The 16,677-nt window shown below is 36.7% G+C and carries 12 protein-coding genes and 2 pseudogenes; 13 read left to right on the top strand and 1 reads right to left on the bottom strand.

Going from position 1 to position 16,677, the window contains the following annotated elements:
• Positions 1-301 precede the first annotated feature (301 nt).
• From G7Y45_RS01285 to G7Y45_RS19875, 7 genes and pseudogenes are all read left to right on the top strand, one after another.
• Complete coding sequence (locus G7Y45_RS01285) at positions 302-1,603, top strand: 6-bladed beta-propeller (RefSeq protein WP_165016993.1); 1,302 nt, start codon at positions 302-304, stop codon at positions 1,601-1,603.
• Between the two features lie 390 nt (positions 1,604-1,993).
• The gene (locus G7Y45_RS19885; RefSeq protein WP_234058723.1) at positions 1,994-3,385 is read left to right on the top strand and encodes a S41 family peptidase; all 1,392 of its coding nucleotides are present in this window, start codon (positions 1,994-1,996) and stop codon (positions 3,383-3,385) included.
• A gap of 211 nt (positions 3,386-3,596) precedes the next feature.
• A complete protein-coding gene (locus tag G7Y45_RS01275) occupies positions 3,597-4,826 on the top strand; it encodes a 6-bladed beta-propeller (RefSeq protein ID WP_165016995.1) in 1,230 nt (409 codons plus the stop codon).
• A gap of 21 nt (positions 4,827-4,847) precedes the next feature.
• Positions 4,848-6,091: pseudogene (locus G7Y45_RS01270) on the top strand (6-bladed beta-propeller).
• A gap of 179 nt (positions 6,092-6,270) precedes the next feature.
• Complete coding sequence (locus G7Y45_RS01265) at positions 6,271-7,512, top strand: 6-bladed beta-propeller (RefSeq protein WP_165016998.1); 1,242 nt, start codon at positions 6,271-6,273, stop codon at positions 7,510-7,512.
• A gap of 699 nt (positions 7,513-8,211) precedes the next feature.
• Positions 8,212-9,432, top strand: coding sequence for a 6-bladed beta-propeller (locus tag G7Y45_RS01260; RefSeq protein ID WP_165017001.1), 1,221 nt, complete (start codon positions 8,212-8,214; stop codon positions 9,430-9,432).
• A gap of 64 nt (positions 9,433-9,496) precedes the next feature.
• Complete coding sequence (locus G7Y45_RS19875) at positions 9,497-10,753, top strand: PDZ domain-containing protein (protein ID WP_241159044.1); 1,257 nt, start codon at positions 9,497-9,499, stop codon at positions 10,751-10,753.
• A gap of 35 nt (positions 10,754-10,788) precedes the next feature.
• Here the strand turns inward: G7Y45_RS19875 and G7Y45_RS20090 are convergent.
• Positions 10,789-10,905, bottom strand: a pseudogene (locus G7Y45_RS20090) (IS982 family transposase); the annotation flags it as partial.
• Between the two features lie 154 nt (positions 10,906-11,059).
• Between G7Y45_RS20090 and G7Y45_RS01250 the strand changes: the two are divergent.
• From G7Y45_RS01250 to G7Y45_RS01225, 6 genes are all read left to right on the top strand, one after another.
• Entirely contained in the window at positions 11,060-12,844 is a 1,785-nt protein-coding gene (locus G7Y45_RS01250) for a tetratricopeptide repeat protein (RefSeq protein ID WP_165017004.1), read from the top strand.
• A 91-nt stretch (positions 12,845-12,935) separates the two neighbouring features.
• Complete coding sequence (locus G7Y45_RS01245; RefSeq protein ID WP_165017006.1) at positions 12,936-13,412, top strand: DUF3244 domain-containing protein; 477 nt, start codon at positions 12,936-12,938, stop codon at positions 13,410-13,412.
• A 14-nt stretch (positions 13,413-13,426) separates the two neighbouring features.
• Positions 13,427-14,065, top strand: a complete 639-nt coding sequence (locus G7Y45_RS01240) for a hypothetical protein (RefSeq protein WP_165017009.1) — start codon at positions 13,427-13,429, stop codon at positions 14,063-14,065.
• An 89-nt stretch (positions 14,066-14,154) separates the two neighbouring features.
• Positions 14,155-14,835 (top strand): galactosyltransferase-related protein, encoded by a 681-nt coding sequence (locus G7Y45_RS01235; RefSeq protein WP_241159046.1) that lies wholly within the window; start codon positions 14,155-14,157, stop codon positions 14,833-14,835.
• Complete coding sequence (locus tag G7Y45_RS01230; RefSeq protein WP_032534545.1) at positions 14,832-15,464, top strand: hypothetical protein; 633 nt, start codon at positions 14,832-14,834, stop codon at positions 15,462-15,464. Before G7Y45_RS01235 ends, G7Y45_RS01230 begins: the two co-directional genes overlap by 4 nt.
• Entirely contained in the window at positions 15,461-16,672 is a 1,212-nt protein-coding gene (locus tag G7Y45_RS01225; protein WP_165017015.1) for a glycosyltransferase, read from the top strand. Before G7Y45_RS01230 ends, G7Y45_RS01225 begins: the two co-directional genes overlap by 4 nt.
• The last annotated feature ends 5 nt before the right edge of the window (positions 16,673-16,677 follow it).

Raw genomic sequence — 16,677 nt, 5'->3', positions numbered from 1 at the left:
TCACACGATCGACAGATTTTATCTGTTTATTGCATCTCCTTTCTAATAGGTTAATAACCAGTAGAATACTCTATTAGTATCCTCCCTGTACGAGCAAATAAAGTTAACTCGTGCAGGAAGGATATTAACTACACGTACATATAAGAAATTAATAACCTCGTACCCCATTCATCACCTGAAAATCTTGTTAATAGTGCTGATAAACATATCCCTAAAAGAATGACATTCTACGAATAATTCGTATATTGCGATATGCTTCTTGAACAGTATGCATTTTGCTTTAAACTAAAATCTATTTTATATGAAGATAAGATATAGTTTTATTTTCTATTTTTTTCTTCTACTTTCCTGTTCTTCTCCTAAAAGACAAGAAATTGTTTTTAATGAAGAAATAACTTCCTCTGAAGAAGTAGACTATCCGCTTACTATTGATCTGGAGGCCTGTATGCGTAACCAGTCATTAAGCATAAAATTGAGTTCCTTTGTGGAAGATGTTTTCTATATTCCTATAAAAAATCAAAGCGAAGATATCTATATACGCTATTTAAGTGGCTTGGAGTACGATGAACAAAGTTGCTTATTTATTCTGAATGATCCCTTTTATGCGTTTACAGTAGATACGTTAGGCCATTTTGTGAATCAGATCGGACGAATAGGGCAGGGTCCCGGAGAGTACAAACAGATTGCCAATATTAGTGTAAACAGCGAGGATAAGCTGATTTATATTAAGACAGTTTATAAACACAATGTAATTACGTATGATTACAATGGACATGTGATTCGTGAATCTTCTCCTATGGGTATCGATTTGTTTACCGAGACTATTTTTTATTATGATCATGCTCTTTGGGGGATAGGGATACCATATACATCCCGTGCATTGCGAGTGAGAAAGGAAAAGCGTTTATTCTATGGATATGTACTTTTAGACAGCCTTTGTCGGCGTACTTCCTTGCAAACAGCTAACCCGATAGAACCGTATGGAGATTTGGAAGGACTTGAATCCGGTATTTCACAACCCGGTATAAGTATCTATAAGGATGTAGTTTTATTAACTCACAGTGGAGGTGCCCCCTCGGATACAGTTTATACTATCCGGAATAAGCAATTCGTTCCACGTTATTTCTTGAATTATGGCTCTCATCGTCCTGATATAAGTAAAATTTGGTCGCAAGGTGGTGGAAGTAGTTTTAATCATTCATATATTTCTATGAACCAGGCTTTTGAGACAGAACGTTTCTTTTTTATTGAAATTCGTTTCCAGGGGAAGTGTTACATTATTTGCTATGACAAGTATATAGGTAAGGGGTTTTCAATACCAATGACTATTTGTTTGAATGAAAGAGGGACTCCGTTAGCCCAAGGTTTTGAGAATGATATTGATGGGGGACTTCCTTTCTATCCTCAATCTGTGAGTAGTAGCGGAACTTATTGGCTTGCATACGTGAATCCTTCCGATATGAAAGAGATTCTGACAGAAGAATATTTTGCTGCCCACCCTGATATTCTGAACAAAAAAAAGCAAGATGAGCTGAGAGCAATTGTAGCAAATGCTGATGAAGAAGATAATCCCATATTAGTATTACTTAAATTGAGAAAATAACATTGGTGATGAAAAAAATTATAAAGAAAAGATATGTAATTGTCGTAATACTGGTGGTATTGTTTGCTATTCCAACTTATGAATATATCCAGTCATTGAGATTGTATTTTAAGTTCAGTTCAAAGATAAATCCATATACTGATCCTATACTAAAGGAAAAGTCTAAAAATGAGACTTTTATTCCTTCTACTTTTGATGTCAATGCCCGTTTATTTTATTTGTGTAAGATTTGGGGGGTCATAAAGTATTATCGTGAGGATATGAGATTGTCTACCAGTTAAATAGATAGTTTATTACTTACCAATATCTCTGAAGTAATACGATCTGATTCAAAAATTGAATATCATTCTATTTTGGAGAGGGTAATATCGTTTCCGATTTTACCACAATTTGAAAAAAAAGAATCCTTATCCGGATATCAATGATTATGCTCTGATCAATAATGGCTGGATGAGTGATACTATCTGTTTAAATATGAGTATTAAGAAAACCCTTGAAGATATATTTTATGCCCATTCCGGACGGAAAAATCGTTATGTTTTTAATAAATCTACAGGAAACATTAGTTTTATTGACAAAGCAGGACATTCTACTTTTCCTGAAACAGATAGGCGTCTATTGGGACTTTTTGATTATTGGAATATCATAAATTACTTTTATGTATATAAAAATTATATAGATGATAGTTGGGATCGAGTTCTCCACGAGTCTATACAACGTTTTATGCTTGCCGATTCACCTAAAAAATACCATATGGAAATACGTCGCTTAACAAATCGTTTAAAAGATACGCATGCTTCTTATCCGGCGACAATCGATGAGTATATGTTTGGGGCATACCGCCCTAATTTTCGAATGAGTCTTATTAATGATACCTTTGTGATTAGTCAGATTCGGGTTGCGGAGTATGATCAAGGGCTTTTTAAGTTAGGTGATGTAGTTCTGCAGATAGATGGTCATAAGACTCATCAACTGGCTGATAGTTTGAGGGACTTTGTATGTGGAGGGAACTATTGGTCAGACCAAATGTTTGTTTGTAATGCCATCTTGTCGAAATCTGATTCTGTAACAGAGTTTACTCTTTTACGAGAGAGGGATACATTATCAATTAAATCTATAAATTATAAGGCGTATGATTTATTTCAAAATGAACGGACTTATGACAGGGAGCATAAGAAGCAGACATTGTATCATTGGGTAAATGATACAATTGCATATTTGAATTTACGCTTTTCTTCGGCTAATAATATTTATGATAATTATAATGCAATTAAAACAGCATCTGTAATTATTTTAGATATGAGGTCTTATCCTGATACTGATATAATTTGGCCATTAACTGACCTGTTTGTACCTCCTAATTCTTTTTTTGCATATACTACATATCCTGATACTCGTTTCCCTGGCATGTTGAGGTACTGTCGCTCTTCTTCAGGCAGGATAGGGCGTGAAGATTATTTTAAAGGTAGAATCATAGTTTTAGTCAATGAATGGACGCGAAGTTTTTCTGAATATGCAACTATGGCCCTACAGATGAATCCACGAACGATAACTGTGGGTAATTCCACTTCAGGAGCAGATGGGAATATTTCACTTTTTACATTTCCCGGAGAAGTCAGGACAATCTATTCTGGAATAGGAATCTATTATCCTGATTTTACTCCTACCCAACGAGTAGGGGTGCGTGTAGATTATACCGTGGAACCTAAAATTAATGATATAAAGAAAAAAATAGATACCGCATATGAGGAGGCAATTACCATTGCGAAACAAGAAAAGTAGATTTCGTTGTATTGATGATTGGAAAGATTTCTGAATGTAAGCGTTATAATTGATTACTAATACTTCTGAAGAACCATTTGCTTTTTGGTAATCTTGTTAATAGTGCTAATAAACATGTCCTTGAAAGAATGACATTCTACGAATAATTCGTATATTGCGGTATGCTTTATGAAAAGTAGTTTTTTTACTTTCAGCCAAAATCTATTTTTATATGAAGACAAGATACCTTTTATACCCGCTTCTCTTTCTTTTTTCGGTTGCAATGTCTGCATCCTGCTCTTCATCTGTACCCAAAGAGGGGGATATAATAAAAGATTCTACTTTCCGTTCTGTCGATTTGCACATGGTGGAGAAAGCAGAAGGGACAGTGATGTCTTTGAGTGATTTAGTGGAGTCATATGAAGTCATTAAATTAGAGAATAGGGATGAGGCTCTTGTTAAAACTTATCCGTTTGGGATCTTTGTGACAGATAATTATATCTTGCTGAATCCAGACGCTATATCTCCTATTAAGTTGTTTACGCGTAAAGGTCAATACGTGGCGGATATTGGTGGTATAGGACAGGGTCCTGGAGAGTACAAAACGATACATTCCTGTATGATAGATGAAAAGCAAAAACGTATTTACTTAGGTTCAGGAAGAGCAAATAAAATACTTACCTATGACCTGAAGGGGAATTATCTGTCAGATGAAGCTATCCATTTCAAGGAAATAGTACATAAGCCTTGTATTTGGATGGACCATGATAAAAAGCATGTAACTGTAGTGGGTTTGCCATTTTCTGAGAATGAGAACTCCAATTTTGCAATTAGTAACAATGTGTGCTGGGTGCAAAATAGGGAGGGTGATATCGTGCATCGGATTCCTGTAAATCATTACGGTTTAATTGGAGATTACAGTAATGGCTTAGTGGCATGTCGGAATGTGGATGCGATTTCTTTTTCAATATTTGAAGATCCGGGGTTACGTACTCGTCCTGATACCTTGTATCATTATGATACTAAAAGGAATATAATAATACCTTGTTTTACATTAGATTATGTTGTTGCTGCAAATCGAAGAGTTGCGACTATTTTATATGAAACACCCCAAAGCTATTGGGGACGTGTTACATTATATCCTAATAATACTTCTTCAAGTGCTTCTCCCGTCCGTCTGACTACATTTAATGTTTGCGTTTCGAAAAAAGATGGCAATGTACGGCGCATTGATCGCTTTACTGATCCTCTTTTAGGTTTATCTTATCCTTATTTGGTAATGCAGAACGGTTATGTCTGTATCTCTTACGAACCTCTTGGACTGATGGATGCTTTAGATAAAGTTCTTGCCCAAACTGATTTAAAGCCTGAAATACGTAAACGAGTCACTAATCTAAGAAATAGTTTACACGAAAATGATAATGACATTCTTATGATTGGGAAACTTAAATCCAACTATTAGTAACCTATAAATTATCGTCCTATGAAGTTAGATTATATCGCATTGTTTTTGGTATTGTTTTTTCTTGCTGCTTGTGGCAGCAAGCCTTCTTCTCCGGATATGGTGGATGATAACGCTTTACCGGCTGAGGAAACCTTTAAAGATATTGATCTTGCTAACAACCTGAAAGATTGCGGTAAGCCTTTATTGCTGAGTGACATCGTAAAAGATGTGGAGTATGTGAAGCTGGAAACGCAGGATAATATATTAGTCGGTAATATAAAGCAGCTAATGCGGACGGAGAGATTTGTCTTTATTTATTCAAGAAATCAGAACCATGTCATGATGTTTGATACTACCGGGAAGTTTATCCGTAAAATCGGTCATGTAGGTCAGGGCCCCGGAGAGATAGCTAATATTAACTTTTTCACAGTCAGTGATAGTTTGGTATTTATTTATCCGTTCAGCCGTAATGGCAGTCTGACAGTCTATGATATGCGGGATAATAGCTTCGTCAAGGAGATTCCTTTAAAATGGCCTGTTTTTTTTAGTTGGGCTATCGATGTGATGGGAGATTGTTTGGTTTATTATCCCGGTACTGTTTATTCGCCTGATAATGGAAAGACATTCATAAGCGCTTGTGTTGCGAATGGAAAAGGGGAGACATTGATGGAGCAAATCCCTTACTTATCCTCTGGTGATAAGGAAAACTTACAGTTATCTTCTGATCCCTCTTGGCTCTATCGTGGAAGAAGTAACGTTTATTCGTTTATTAATGATACGATCTACGGCATTACTTGTGATTCTATTTTTCCTCGTTACTATCTTTCTCTTGGAAAATATAAATTGCCTTCCGAAAGATATGATCCTACTCATGATTATGGTTGGGGAGATTTTATTCTGATGCAAAGTGTTTATGAAGCTAAAGAGTTTCTTTTTTTAAAATTTTGGTTTGATAAAAGGTTGTGGTTCAGCCGATATGATAAAAAACGGAGAAGATCGACTCTTGGGAGCAAACTCCTTTTAAAGCTCATTATTGGATGATACTCGATGCACCGGGTATAACGAATGATATTGACGGTTCTCAATCGTTCAAAGCCTTCTATAATGTAGGTGAAAACTGTTTTCACTTCGCAATCACTCCGGATAATTTGGATCAGGTAAGGCGCAACATCGCTGAAGCTAAGGTCAAGTTCCCTGAGAAGCAGACCGAACTGCTGAAGCTTCTTGATGAAATGGGAGAGGATGATAATCCGATTATTGCTTTCTATAAATTGAAAGACTGATTTTCTTTATGGAATCTATAATTTAAAACAAATATCAGTTGAGTAAGTGACTCGCCCAATCAACTGTTGAACTAAAAATATTAATTCATTAGAATCTATTTCTGTGTATTTTATATGATCCATATTGAAAGCAACTTTGGCAACATCTTCTTCATAAACTTTTATATAGAATAATGCGTATGAACAAAAATATCGTTTTATTATTTTGTGCACTGTTTTTTTTAGGTGCGTGCACAAGTAGGCCCTCTTCTTCTATTTCTGTAGAAGATGATACTCTATCGGCTGAGGAAACCTTTAAAGATATTGATCTTGCTAACAACTTGAAAGATTGCGGCAAGCCTTTATTGCTGAGTGACATCGTAAAAGATGTGGAGTATGTGAAGCTGGAGACGCAGGATAATATATTAGTCGGTAGTATAAATCAGCTAAAGCGGACGGAGAAGTTTGTCTTTATTTATTCATGGCATCAGAACCATGTCATGATGTTTGATACTTCGGGAAAGTTTATCCGTAAAATCGGTCGTGTAGGTCAGGGTCCTGGAGAAATAGCTAATATTCACTGTTTCACAGTCAGTGATAGTTTAGTGTTTATTTATCCATTCGGGCACAATGGCAGCCTAATTGGTTATGATATGCGTGATAATCGTTTCGTCAGGAGAATTTCCCTGAAACGGCCTGCTTTTCATAGTAATATGATCGATGTGATGGGGGATTGCTTGGTTTATTATCCCGGCACTGTTCCTAATGGGAATGAACGAATCTTTATAACCGCTTGTGTTGTGAATGGAAAAGGGGAGACATTGATGGAGCAAATTCCTTACTTGCATGCTGGAGGTGATAAGTCGGAGATGAATCTTTCCTCTGATGCTTCGTGGATCTATCAAGGGAGGAGTAATGTCTATTCTCAAATCAACGATACGATCTACGGCATTACCTGTGACTCCATTTATCCTCGTTATCATTTATCTCTTGGTAAATATGGTTTGCCTTTGGGAAGATATGACGTTAAAGATCTCGGTCTGAAAGATTTTATAATGATGCAGAGTGTTTGTGAAAATAAAGAGTGTCTGCTCTTTAAATTTTCCTATAATAAAAAGATGTGGTTCAGCCGGTACGATAAAAAGACAGAAAAGATAGATTCCTGGGAACAGACTCCTTTAAAGGGTATCGGTTGGATGGCGATCGAAAGTCCGGGTATAACGAATGATATTGACGGTTCTCAATCGTTCGATGGAATCAGGTATGCAGGTGAAAATAGTTTTTATTTTGCAATCACACCGGACAATTTGGATCAGGTGAGGCGCAACGTCACTGAAGCTAAGGTCAAGTTCCCTGCAAAGCAGGCCGAACTGCTGAAGCTTCTTGATGAAATGGGCGAGGATGACAATCCGATTATTGCCATTTACAAGTTAAAAAATTGAAGGGGAACTATGATGGGATGGGCTGGCAAAAGACTACTTAATTATGAGATAGCAGTAAATAGGCATGTATTGCGAATAGATACATCAGATTAAGCACCTTTCTTAGTTGTTAAATTGGCGAGTATCTCTTTTATGTCCTGTTTGCGAATTTATTAGAATATAGAGTTTCTTTAAATTCTATTATATTAAAAATCAGTTAGTTTGTTCTATTTGTTTTGGGCGATTAGAAGACTTGTTTTAACACACTGTTAAAACAAGTCTTTTGATGATAAGGAACAGCTCTTTTAAATGCAAAAGACTTGTTCTTTGCATCCTCTAAAAAGATATTTTGGAATGACTGTTAACAGTGTTAATTTGAATAAAAGAATTTGATACCTTTTTTGAATTTCACCAACCGGAATTATTCGACTTATTGTTGATTTTTAAAAATATAATTGTATTTTTGAGGATGGGTTCATGGTGCTGATACAGTTAAACCATTTGTTAGATTGCCTGCTTTTAATTTACGGAGGTCTGACATGTGACAATATTTAATTCTCATAAATTAGTATAAATGAAAGTAAGTCATCTATTTGTTGGGATATTTGGGCTTTATGCACAAATCTGCCGCAGGTCGGAGTGAAGGTGGAGAAGGAGGAAAAAGCTGTTCATGCAGATTCTATCTGAGAAATACTTTATACATTTTTTAATAGATTTATAATGAAAAACCTATATTTGATTTTAGTGCTTAGTGCGTTGGTGGCCTGTACCGGTAGTTCTCAAAAAGAGAAGCCGGCATGTGTAAATACTCCTGTCGAGCCGTTCACCGGATTGCCTGTTTTTGATTTGCAGGGGCAATACCCCGAGAAAGAAATCATTCTTCAGGATATCGCCGATGTAAGATATGTCGTGTTGGAAACCGGCGATAGTTCATTGGTCGGTATCCGTACCATCCTTATGACGGACAGCTTGATTGTTACCGTAAACAAGAAAAGTGATGTTATTTTTTTTGATAAGTCAGGAAAATATCTTCATTCTTTTAACCATACAGGCATGAGCGGAGAAGAATATGGGGATGTTGTCAGCGGTTATTGTATAGATGAAAAAGCCCGGGAGATATTCATCTATGACGGGTTACAAAGCAGAATTCAGGTGTATGGTTATGGCGGCGCATACAGGCGCACGCTTAAACTGCCGCAAAACCGCATGTTTGCTTCTTCGATATTTGAGTATGATGAAAATTTCCTGTTTGGCGAAGATTATCGCCTTGTCGACTCTCAGATTGGGAAGTATCCTGTTAATAAAACGCCTTATTACAAGATTTCCAAGAAAGACGGGAAATTAACGTCGATTCCCATCACGGTCAAGGAGAGAATAAGGGATGGACTGTCTTATACAGTAGGAGACGGTGCGTCTGGTTATGTAAGTTTATTAATGTCTCCCGTCGCCCGTTTGGGTTCGGATATTCTGATTGCCGATTATTCATTGGATACGGCGTATGCATATCGTGATGACCATTTGATTCCATTGACTGTCCGCCGGAACCATACAAGCGAAAACAATATTCCGATTTTAGCGACGGTTGATGTGATGACCGGCCGTTATTTGCTTTGGTACACGATAGTAAAGGATATAGATGTGAAGAATAACCATGTTTCTGATCCGGTAGCTTATTTGTATGACAGGTTCACTAATGAATATTGCCAGGTCGATCTGATAAACAGGGATGGTGTGTCCGCTACCAATGTTCCGACATTCCAGATGCGATTATCCGCCAATTATCATGTAGTGCCTGAAAACTATGCTATACAATGTTATCCGGCCGAGAAGCTTATCGAACTTAACGGGCAAGGAAAGTTGAAAGGAGAGTTGAAAGAGATTGCTTCAAAATTGAATGACGAAGATAATCCGGTGTTGCTTATCGCTAAGTTTAAGGAATAATATTTATAGTATAGCCCTTTGGCAGAACCACTGAAAAACTAATGCTTTTTCTAAATTAAAGAATATGAAATCAATTATAGGCAATGGATTGATAAAGTGTATTGCTTTTCTTCTTTTGCAAGCTACTGCCTTAGGCAGTTGTACGGAAATATCCAAAAAGAATGAAGAGTGTGCGAGAGCTCATTTCACAATTGATCCTTTAGATAGAAAGATAGTGCTTCCCGTGTTATTTAATGATAGCATTGTTGCAAATTTGGTATTTGATAGTGGGGCTTCTTTGGGAGCTTTTATTGTTGACTCTACTTTTTGTTCAGCTCACCCTTCTATCTTATCGAATTTGTCTCCTGACACTATTGCTCCATATGGGTGTGCATGGTCTGTATTACGTATGCCCGCATCTATGTATACAATTGTTCCGACTATAAAAGTAGGGAATGCCAATTTGATATATGATAAAATGTTAGTTTATAATTTGAGAGATTATATGGGAGGTACTCAATTGGATGGTGTGTTTAATATTCCACAAAATGATACTGTTAATATATGGGAGTTTAACTTTGAACATCATTATATGGCTATCCATTCATTTCAAGATTTTATTATGCCTGAGAATTGTATTCTGATTCCTTTTGTGAGAGGGAATGATAAAAGCTCACTTTTTTATGTTAATCTGCCTTTAAATATTAGATGTGCTGATGGAGACACACTGATGCTTACTCATACTTATCTTGTAGATACAGGTATGCCACAAGACATAGCTCTGATGGCCCAAGCTTCTGAATTGCCTTTTTTTTCTAAGAAAAAGAATGCCGTTTGGACGCAGGCACCATCTGGATATTATAGTCATCATAATGTAAATGCTACTTTGTTTGGTGGCATACAACTCGATTCCTTGCGGATTTATATATTTGATCAACCTAATCAAGTACCTTGTGATTATCTTATTGGTCTGAATTTTCTTAAAAGATTTAATGTCTTTTTCAACATGAAATCACAAAGATTAGGTTTGCAGCCAATAAAGAATTACGAACGAGTGGTCAACCCTCGGAAGAAACGATTCCACATGTCATCCCGTATGAATAGCCATGGAAAAATTATTATTACTAAAATTGCCGATTATGAGGGGAATTATGTTAAAGAATCTGGTTTGTTAGAAGGTGATGAAATTATTGCTATAAATGAAATTCCTATTAAAATGATCTCTTTGGAAGAGGATGCGGAGCTAAGCCGGCAAGACACATTGATATACGATATTGTCCGTCAAGGTAAATCTTATAAAATACCGGTGGTTATTGATAGAAATGAGGTTCAAGGTGATTGAATGAAATAATAATATTAACGTGATTCGATACAATCTTAGAATAATCTTAACTGCCCGTCATTGACAAAGTCTACATCAATGGCGGGTTTCTTATTAAAGAAACAATATGCTGTAATAACCGACAAGGCATTTGCAATAAAATTATTAAATGATCCACCGGATAGATATATACTTTTCCGGAAAAAGAATAGGACTGTCCTATTCTTCATTTTACTTATTGTTGATTTTTAAAAATATAATTGTACTTTTGAGGATGGGTTCATAGAACTTATTTTATTCTTTATTTTGGATTATATTTGAAGACAGATGAAATCATCTTATATCTACTGCGTATTGTTATTTGTTTTGTTTTTGGTAAGTTGCACCGATGGGCGTTCTGAGGGGCAAGTAGCCCGTTTGTTGCGTCAGGCCGAAACGTGTATGAAGGAATATCCCGATAGTGCTTTAGTATATCTTCATCAAATACCGGATCCGGAAAAGTTGACAGGAGAAAACCAAGCTGATTATTGCTTACTGTTGACCCAGGCAATGGATAAGAATGATTTACCGTTGAGTTCGGATTCGTTGATACAAATAGCTGTTGGCTATTATTCAAATAAAGGTGATGCGGAGTGTAAAGCTAAAGCTTTATTTTATAAGGGTAGGGTGTTTCAGCAACAAGGGAACTTAGAGGGTGCTACACTCCTGTATAAAAAAGCGGAATCTATGATTCCGGATTTGACTGATTATTATTTAGTAGGATTGATTTACAGCTATCTGGGACATTTGAATAGGGATGAAGAGCATTATAAGAAGGCATTATTTTATTATGAAAAGGCTTTGCCTTGCTATCGAACCATACAAAATCCAACTTTGACGGCTTCCGGATTACAGGATATGGCTAAGATATCTGTCTATTTAGGAGAGACGCATCGGGCAGACTCTCTTTTTAGTGAGGTTTTGTCTTATGTGCCGGATATTGATGCTGCCTGGCAAGCTAATATTTATCATAATGTGGGTGTCTTTTATATGCTCACCAATCAATTTGGTAAAGCGGAACAAGTAGTGAACGCTTCTTTGAAATTACCAAGTACTCCGCAGGACAAACTCCGTTCATATGCCGTATTGGCTACGATCTATACAAAACAAAATCGTGGAGATTTAGTTGATTCTTTATGGCATAAAGCCCTGAATTCAGAGAATATTTATACCCGAAAGGCAGTATATGCCTCCTTGCTGAACGAAGCTGTCAGTAAACAGAATCTTCAAGATATAGAACACTATGTGCCTCTTTATATCCAGTCTGCGGATTCTGTTTATCAACTTTCACAAGCAAAGCGCATCGTAGAGGTTCAGGCTAAATACGATCAGGAGATATTAATTAAGAAAAATAAAATTAGCCGATTGTTATTATATTGCTTTATTCTCTGCTTACTTTTACTTGTGATATCTTTGGCTTACGTTTTTCATGTATACAAACGTTATAAAAGGACGAAGGAGCGCGAACTTATTACTCAGAGAGCAGAGTTGGATGAAGGGAAGCAGGTTATAAAAGAGATGAATGATCAGATTGAACGAATCCGTAAAGAGGCATCTACAATGAAAGAGGATTATAATAAAAGTCTGATTGATTTGACTGATGAAAAAAAGAGCATTGAACAGCAATTCGCTCTAATTAAACAAAGAGCTGATGATGTGAGTCAAACTAATAACAAAATGGAACAAGACTTACTTGTTTTACAAGAACAGTTGCGGAAGGTTGATGACGCTCGTTCAGAACTATTGGCAGAATTGGACGTTTACCGTTACTTTGATGCTGAGGGAGTGATTTCGGAGGATTGTTATAAAGCTGTGGTCACTATCTATAAACTTTTCAATGCTCCATTAGTTGCTTTCCTGCGTGATCCCCATTTGAAGCTTACCCCTTATGAATCGCTTCTTTGTGTACTCTCTTATGAACATCTTTCCACCCAACAAATGGAACAGAAATTAGGGAAAAGCAAGAATACCCTAAATAAAGCAATTTTCCGAATAAGAGAGAAATTGGACGCAAAAATGGATTTAAAAAAGAATATAAATTCTTTGGGAGATTTTTTGCGGACGAAGTTCTGACTTAAAATATTAATACCTTTTTTTATGTTAATTATACGTCTTCGTGGAAAGATGTATTTCTGCTTTATGGCATATTTTATAGGCGATTTATATGTCTTATCATAATCTGGTAACCTCCGAAATAAGTCCTGAGATGTTTGTTTTTATGAAAACAAAAACTTATGTTTGTGATATTAACCAATTTCTAGTGATTATGAAAAGTATGCTATTTACATTATTACTTGTAGTCTTGCCGCTTCAAATGATGGCAAAGACAAACGGAAGCACGAGCCCAGTTGATTTAAAAGGTTTGTTTAATGATAAGCTCCAGAAATCGATTGTTGAAGATATTCCCATTAGAGCTGAAATTTCAGGCTCTGAATTCTTGGTTCTTAGTTTTGAAGCTCCTATAATGGATATAACCATTACGCTCTATAAAGATGGAGTGATGGTGATACAGAAGTCATTGTCGGTATCTTCCGGAGATATAGAGACACTCGATCTAACCTTTTGGGGAGCGGGTGAGTATTCTTTGAAGTTGACTACCCCACGTGGGACTGCTGTTTATGGAAATTTTCAGTTAGAGTAATAGTGTAGTTCATTATGCACAACTCTTTGGTTAGGGAGTTAGTTCAGGCAGGACGTTCTACGTCCTGCCTCGGACTTACCAACGGAAAAATGGGGATTGCCATTGCTCTTTTCCGCTATGCCCGCCTTTCCGGTGAGGCGGTCTGTGAAGAGATAGCCGGAGAGTTGCTCGATGAAGTTTGTGAGCGTCTGGATTATTCAATGCCTGTATCTTTTGGTGACGGATTATGTGGCATTGGTTGGGGAATTGAATATTTAATTCGTCAAAAGTACATTGAAGGTGATGCGGATCTTATTTTAGAAGAGATAGATCGGGTTGTGATAGCTATGATACACTTGCGGAGAATAACTAAGATTGATCTTGAAGAAGGGCTTTGTGGGATAGGGAAGTACTTAATAGGGCGTATCCATTGGGGGAATGGTGTGAAGGATACTTATTGCAGTGCTAAGCTAAAGGAATATCTGATTTATTGGGTGGACTGGCTTGATGAATTGCTGTTATACAAAGAAGAAGGAATCAAAGATGTTTTGGACTTACTATCTGAATTATATGATTGGGGCTTCTACAAAGAAAAGGTTCGTTCAATATTAAAACGGCTTATTTCTGAACCACAAGGAGTTAACTGGATGATAAATAAAAATATATGCTTTTAAGTTATCATGATCAAGTGACCATTGCTATACCTTTTAGGGCTGACAGCTCACAAAGGAAGCGTAATTTAACATTATTACTCCGACATCTAATGCCATTGGAGAGTCGAATTGTGCTTCTTGAAGCTGATACTTCGGCCTGCTGCATGGAATGTAAAGAGGTAGAGACTTTAGAATACTTATTTGTTTATGATCCGGATGCCGTTTTTCATAAGACGCGTTATATTAATCAACTGTTGGAGTATTGTCAGACATCGATAGTGGTTATATGGGATGCGGATATCATATTGCCTTATGAGCAGTTGGAAACTGCTGTGAAAGCAATTGTTGAACAGCGATATATTGTGAGCATTCCATATAATAGAATAGTCTGGACATTGAATGCGAAGCAAAGCATTGATTATGAGGAATCGGGAGAAGGTTATTTTTATCTATTAAATCGGACTCAATGCTACTCGCAAATGATGGGGAAGTGTTCGTGCGGAGGGGTTCTAGTGGTTAATAGAGAAGGATATTTAAAATGTGGAGGAAATAATGAAAAACTCTATGGCTGGGGACCGGAAGATGTGGAGCGGATTCATCGTATGGGAATTTTGGGCTATCCTGTATATTGGGTGAATAGCGGCCCTCTATTTCACTTGTGGCATCCTCGAGGAAAGAATTCTTGGTTTATCAGTGAGGAGTTGGCTTTTGCTAATCGGGTTGAACTGATTAGGGTGTGTAACATGGAAAGAGAAGAACTTGTAGAGTATATCAATTCATGGAGGAAATGAAAAAGAAAAATATGGAAAGAGAATATTTCTTGCATCAAATAGCAAGTCATCGGATCTTGTCAAGTGGCTTTTGTCAGGACTCCGGGTTATTTCAAGGGAAAATGGGGATCTCCTTATTTTTCTTCATTTACGCGCGATATGTTTCTAATCATTGGTATGAAGAGTTTGCGGGTGAACTTCTGGAAGATGTTTGTAATGGTTTGGATATAAATATCCCTATTACGTTTGTTGATGGTTTATGTGGTATAGGTTGGGCGATAGAGTTTATGGTACAGAGTGGCTATGTTGAAGGAAACACTGATGAAATTCTTATAAACATTGATTCTAAGGTTATGGAGCGTGATTTGAGGCGTATATCAGATATTTCGTTTGAAACAGGTCTGGAGGGTATTGTGGCTTATGTTTACACTAGATTGCACACTCCTAGAGTTGCTGCTTCTTCTCCATTTGATGCCGACTATCTTGAGGAATTAGTATGCGTGTGTAAGAAACACAAAATAGCTTGGACGGGTGAGCAATATGGGCTACAGTCGGTATGGGTGAAAGTGCTAAACTCTTTTCAAGATATATCTTTTGAGAGGTATGACTGGAGAGAAGGATTATGTATTTTAAAACAGCAAGGGGTATGAAGCAATTATTTATCATATCGAAAGAGAGTCGGGCAGCACGCTTTGGGATTGGCACTTATATCCGTCAGTTGATAGAGTGCTTTGATCTTTCTCTTTGGTGTATCCATGTGGTAGAATTGAATGCCAGTGTGGAAGGATATGTTTATAAGGAAGAGGACGGAGTCTTTTATTCGAAGATCTCTCTGCCTGTATATGTAAATGAATGGGATTTAGAAAAAGAGCGTTTGTATTATAGAGGGGTATTTTACTGGTTGGCTTCTTTGATTCCGGATGATAGAGAAGTGTTTTGTCATTTCAATTTTGCTCGTGACTATGAACTTGCACGATTGCTAAAAGAAAAGCTGAATGTTACGATTTTTTTTACGCTTCATTACATGGAGTGGAGCTTTGATTTGTTAGGAAATAGTGAAAAATTATTGTCTATTTTGTCTAACCCTACCGATAGGGAAGAAGAAAAAATCGTGAATCAATTTAAAAATGAAAGAAGATTTATGGCTGATTGTTGCGATTCTATTATCACAATTTCTAAACATACGCTTAAATTATTGCAAACGCTTTATGGAATTCCTGACTTTAAGTTGGTGCATATCCCTCTTGGTCTAAAAGATAAATATATTAAAAGGAGTGAGGCGGAACTGAAACGGATAAGGAAGAAGTATTTGTTTACAGAAACGGATAGACTGATTTTATATGTAGGGCGTTTGAGTGATGGGAAAGGCCTGTGTGAATTAATTCAAGCTTTCAGATTATTATCTGAAAAAGATGAAAATGTACGTTTGATAATATCTGGTAATGGAGACTTTAATCGCTATTTGGTTGTATCAGCGCCTTATTGGGGCCGGATAACCTTTACGGGTTTCTTAACAGAAGAGCAATTAGGTGAAATGTATGCCATAGCTGATATAGGTGTAGTTCCTTCTTTACATGAAGAGTTGGGCTATGTACCTATAGAGATGATGATGCACAGATTACCTGTAATTTGCAGCAATGCTACGGGGTTATTAGAAGTAACAGCTAATGGGGAATTTGGGCAACTGGTCAATTGGACAGTGGAACATCAATCGGTGAAGTTATTGGAAGTATTGGTTGAATGGCTACTGTATCCTAAACTTTATCAGCGATTTAGAGATATTGGACGATTAAGATTTTTGAAAGAGTATTCGTTTGATAGATTTCAGGAAAAGATAAAACTATTGTATCACATATAATTCGT

Source organism: Bacteroides sp. ZJ-18 (genome assembly GCF_011038705.2).
In the GTDB taxonomy this organism is placed as follows: domain Bacteria; phylum Bacteroidota; class Bacteroidia; order Bacteroidales; family Bacteroidaceae; genus Bacteroides; species Bacteroides hominis.
Note: the sequence above shows the minus strand (reverse complement) of the source record. Positions and strands in the feature narration are given on the sequence as shown.

Coding starts and splice junctions, on each gene's coding strand:
- G7Y45_RS01285 (WP_165016993.1), top strand. CDS start 302: ATGAAGATAAGATATAGTTTTATTTTCTATTTTTTTCTTCTACTTTCC.
- G7Y45_RS01275 (WP_165016995.1), top strand. CDS start 3,597: ATGAAGACAAGATACCTTTTATACCCGCTTCTCTTTCTTTTTTCGGTT.
- G7Y45_RS01265 (WP_165016998.1), top strand. CDS start 6,271: ATGAACAAAAATATCGTTTTATTATTTTGTGCACTGTTTTTTTTAGGT.
- G7Y45_RS01260 (WP_165017001.1), top strand. CDS start 8,212: ATGAAAAACCTATATTTGATTTTAGTGCTTAGTGCGTTGGTGGCCTGT.
- G7Y45_RS19875 (WP_241159044.1), top strand. CDS start 9,497: ATGAAATCAATTATAGGCAATGGATTGATAAAGTGTATTGCTTTTCTT.
- G7Y45_RS01250 (WP_165017004.1), top strand. CDS start 11,060: ATGAAATCATCTTATATCTACTGCGTATTGTTATTTGTTTTGTTTTTG.
- G7Y45_RS01245 (WP_165017006.1), top strand. CDS start 12,936: ATGTCTTATCATAATCTGGTAACCTCCGAAATAAGTCCTGAGATGTTT.
- G7Y45_RS01240 (WP_165017009.1), top strand. CDS start 13,427: ATGCACAACTCTTTGGTTAGGGAGTTAGTTCAGGCAGGACGTTCTACG.
- G7Y45_RS01235 (WP_241159046.1), top strand. CDS start 14,155: ATGCCATTGGAGAGTCGAATTGTGCTTCTTGAAGCTGATACTTCGGCC.
- G7Y45_RS01230 (WP_032534545.1), top strand. CDS start 14,832: ATGAAAAAGAAAAATATGGAAAGAGAATATTTCTTGCATCAAATAGCA.
- G7Y45_RS01225 (WP_165017015.1), top strand. CDS start 15,461: ATGAAGCAATTATTTATCATATCGAAAGAGAGTCGGGCAGCACGCTTT.